General features: G+C 34.8%; 3 protein-coding genes. All 3 read left to right on the forward strand.

What is annotated here, in order from left to right; genetic code table 11:
• A partial coding sequence (locus Q1A47_RS20145) for a condensation domain-containing protein (protein ID WP_299632732.1) occupies positions 1–483 on the forward strand: 483 nt, incomplete at its 5' end.
• A gap of 76 nt (positions 484–559) precedes the next feature.
• Positions 560–976 (forward strand): hypothetical protein, encoded by a 417-nt coding sequence (locus Q1A47_RS20150; protein WP_166530346.1) that lies wholly within the window; start codon positions 560–562, stop codon positions 974–976.
• Positions 977–992: 16 nt separating this feature from the next.
• Positions 993–4,171 (forward strand): amino acid adenylation domain-containing protein (locus Q1A47_RS20155; RefSeq protein WP_299632733.1); only part of this gene is annotated, 3,179 nt, incomplete at its 3' end.

Here is a 4,171-nt window from a genome sequence, read left to right on the forward strand (position 1 = left end):
ACATTTAGTGAATTTTTGAAGGAAGTGAAAGAAAACTCATTGCAAGCTTATGACAATCAGAACTATCAGCTTGAAGAACTGATAGAGCAAGTGAATATAAAGAGAGATGTTAGTAGGAATTTTCTGTTTGACGTTGTATTTAACTTGAATAATATCGAGTATGATGACCTTGAAATAAATGTAAATAATCTAAGATTAAAACAAATAAACACTGAAAATGAATTAGCAAGGGTAGATTTAAGTCTAACTGGGTATGAAACCTCAAAGACCATTGCATTAAAGCTAGTTTATGCAACAAAACTATTTAAGAGAGAAACGATACAGAGAATCGTAGAAGATTTCCTATTCATTTTACGAGAGTATTCACAAAACATTCATACAGCTATTAAAGATGTTCAATTAATAAATAGCGAAGAAGAAGCGTATATTCTCAACGAAAAAAAAGAATTAGATAGTTTAAGAGACCTAGAGTTTGATTTTTAAAATAATGTAATAAATTTCCAGCTAGAGTTAAGTGTTGTTTACCTTAGCTCTAGCATTCAGCAAATGGAGGGGTGACATGAGTAAAGAGGTTCATAACAGTCAGTTATCTGAGCTTGATCAATATTGGAAAAACTTACATATAAAAGGTACAGATAGAACTACATTAAGACACGATATGACAACAGGAGACTCGTACCAGAAACAAACGGTATCTTTACCAATTGATCATCAGCTCATGAAAAGAATGATGTCCATTACAAAAAATAATGATATGTTAACGTATGTTACTTTTTTAATGGGATTATTGATTGAACTATATAAATATACCGGGAGTGATGAAATTTTAGTCGGTGTTCCGGTTTATTACTCTAGAGAGAAAAGACCACAAAATATAAAAAATAAACTTATGCCATTCAAACGTTCTTTGAATGGTGGATATAAAATAAAAAACTTCCTTGTAGAAACGCAACGAGGGATTATTGGATCACTATGATAATCAGTTTGTAAACTTGGAACAGGTATTTAGGCAGTTAGGTGTATCAGAATCGATTTCCACACTAGTTCCAATAAGCATTACTTACAATAAATTACATGCAAAAGAGGATATTCATTTTATCTGTGAATCAATTCATAATGAACTAACACTATGTATTGAAAAGGATGATCAGAATTATTTTGAGGCTAAATTGATTTATAATGCTGCTTTGTTTAAAAGGGAAACTGTTGAATCATTTGGAATGAACTATTTTCAAGTGTTATCGGATTTACTCGATAAGCTTGATATGACTATTAAAGATATAGACATGATCACAGAAAAGCAGAAAAAGCTAGTAGTAGAAGAATTTAATAATACGGAAGTTCAATTTAAAAATGCAAATTTAACACTCCCAGAGCTTTTTCAGAAACAAGTAGAACAAACACCAGAGCAGATCGCGGTAATCTTTGAAGGAAGAGAAGTGACGTTCCGAAAACTAAATAAGATGGCTAATTCATTAGCACATTCCCTAATGAAACAACAAGTAAAAAATAATCATGTTGTAGGAATTATACTAGATAGATCTATTGAGATGGTCGCTGGAATATTAGGGGTTTTAAAATCCGGTGCAGCGTACCTACCTATCGACCCAAATAATCCAAAAGATAGAATAGAATATATATTAACCGATGCTAAAGTTGACCTAGTAATTACGAAACCTTCTCTAATTACTGAAGTAGATTTTAATGGGAAGGTTATTGATGTCAGTAAAAAGCAGGTTTTTACAGAAGAGACAACTAATCCAGATGTTACTAATCTTCTAAATGATTTAGCTTATGTCATCTATACATCGGGTACGACAGGAAATCCAAAGGGGGTAATGGTTGAGCACCATAGTTTAACTCAGACAATGCTGTGGGAGAAGAAGGAATATGATTATAACCATGAGAATGTTGTTCTTCCTTTAGTAAATTATGCTTTTGATGGCTTTATCATAGCATTTTTTACGCCACTTATTGCAGGGGGACAAGTCGTATTAGTGAATAACGAAGAAATGTCGAATCCTTTCAAAATTAGTGAACTGATTAGAAGTTATAAGATAACAGATTACTTAAGTGTACCATCGATATATTTATCAGTACTAGACTTTATTTCATCGAAGGACGCTATTTATTTGAAACAAGTTACATTAGTTGGAGAAGAAATGCCTGTTAATGCGATTGACTATACCAATAAACTTAATTTTGGAATCGAAATTATAAACAGATATGGTCCATCAGAAAATACTGTAGATACAACGATTATGAGAAATGTAGAAAACAGTGAAAAAATACTCATTGGTAAACCAATTGCTAATTCGAAAGTTTATATCGTAGATAAAGACCATAAACTACTTCCTATAGGTGTGCCTGGCGAAATTTGTATTGGTGGAAGTAGGTTAGCAAGAGGTTATGTAAAAAGACCAGAATTAACGAAAGAGCGGTTTATCGATAATCCTTTTGATCCTGGGAAACGAATGTATAAAACAGGGGATATGGCAGCCTGGATGCCGGACGGTTCTATTCAATTTTTAGGTAGAGAGGATGATCAAGTAAAGGTAAGGGGAATTCGAATTGAGTTAAAAGAAATTGAACACAAGCTACTTCAACATGTACAAATTAAAGAAGCCGTTGTCCTTGTTGAAAAAAAAGATAATCAAGATCAGTATTTGTCTGCTTATATCGTAGGATTAAACATCCATGTACCTGAGATTAGGAGCTTTTTAAGAGATAAATTACCACAATATATGGTACCGACTTATATTACACCGATAGAAAAAATACCATTAACAAATAATGGGAAAATTAATCGGAATGCCCTTGCAAAACGGAGTAGTGAAGCGAACATGGAGAGTATTTATGTTGCCCCGAGAGATGGTATGGAAGCTACCTTAACTAAAATTTGGTGTGAAGTATTAGGGATTAATCAGGTAGGAATAGATGATAACTTTTTTGAGTTAGGTGGTCACTCCTTAAAAGCTAATGTTCTCATAAGTAAAATTCACCAAGAATTAAATATGGAAATAACGTTTAAAGAAGTCTTTTTGCATCCTACAATTAGAGAGATTCGACGGCTTATGGAAGATGTTAAACAGGAACAACGATATGAAATGATTCCGGTTTGTGAGGAAAGGGAATATTATGAAACATCGTCTGCTCAAAAACGAATGTATATGGTAGAACAACTTGAAAAAGGGACTGCTTATAATATGCCAATGGTGCTAGAGGTGGAAGGGCCACTTCACCTTGAAAGAGTCTGTCAGGCCTTTGAAAAATTAATTGCCAGACATGATTCTTTACGGACGCACTTTGAAGAGGTGAACGGCGAAATTGTTCAAAAAATTGCCTCGCATGTCGCCTTTGAAATGGAAACGAATCGCCCGACGGGCGAAACGATAGAGGATATAGTACAGAACTTTGTCAGACCGTTTCAGTTACAGGAAGCACCGTTATTCCGAGCGAAGCTCGTAGAGACAAAGAAAAAACGATATCTATTAGTCGATATGCATCATATTATAAGTGATGGGGTATCCATTCAGCTGTTGATGACAGAATTTATGGAATTGTATCAGGGAAATGATCTGGAGCCATTACGAATTCAATATAAGGATTTTGCTCATTGGCAAAATAGACAGCTTATGTTAGACACTGTGAAACATCAAGAAGCCTATTGGCTGCATCAATTTGCTGGAGAGATTCCAGTGCTGAACCTGCCGTATGATAGGAAGCGGCCACTGGTCCAAAGCTTTGAAGGGGATCGTGTCCCACTTTTCATCGATGAAGAGCTAACACACGCATTACGGAAATTGGCAAACGAAACCGGAAGTACGATGCATATGGTCTTACTTTCCGCATACTACCTACTTCTTTCGAAGTATAGTGGGCAAGAAGATATTGTTATCGGAACACCGGTAGCTGGCAGATCACATGCTGATCTACAATCGATCATTGGGATGTTTGTCAATACGCTCGCCCTTCGTAATCGTGTAGATGGGAATAAGCGTTATGTTGATTTCTTAAAAGCCGTGAAAGAAAATGTACTTCTCGCCTATGAGAATCAAAGCTATCAATTTGAAGAATTGATTGAACGATTACATATAAACCGAGATGCAAGTCGAAATCCATTATTTGATGTGATGTTTAATATGAATCCTGTTGATGACACCATAGTGTT

Source organism: uncultured Virgibacillus sp. (assembly GCF_947495635.1).
GTDB classification, from domain to species: Bacteria; Bacillota; Bacilli; order Bacillales; family Amphibacillaceae; genus Virgibacillus; species Virgibacillus salarius.

Bases quoted from the DNA above. Each gene is read 5' to 3' on its own strand.
- Q1A47_RS20150 (WP_166530346.1), top strand. From the start codon at position 560: ATGAGTAAAGAGGTTCATAACAGTCAGTTATCTGAGCTTGATCAATAT.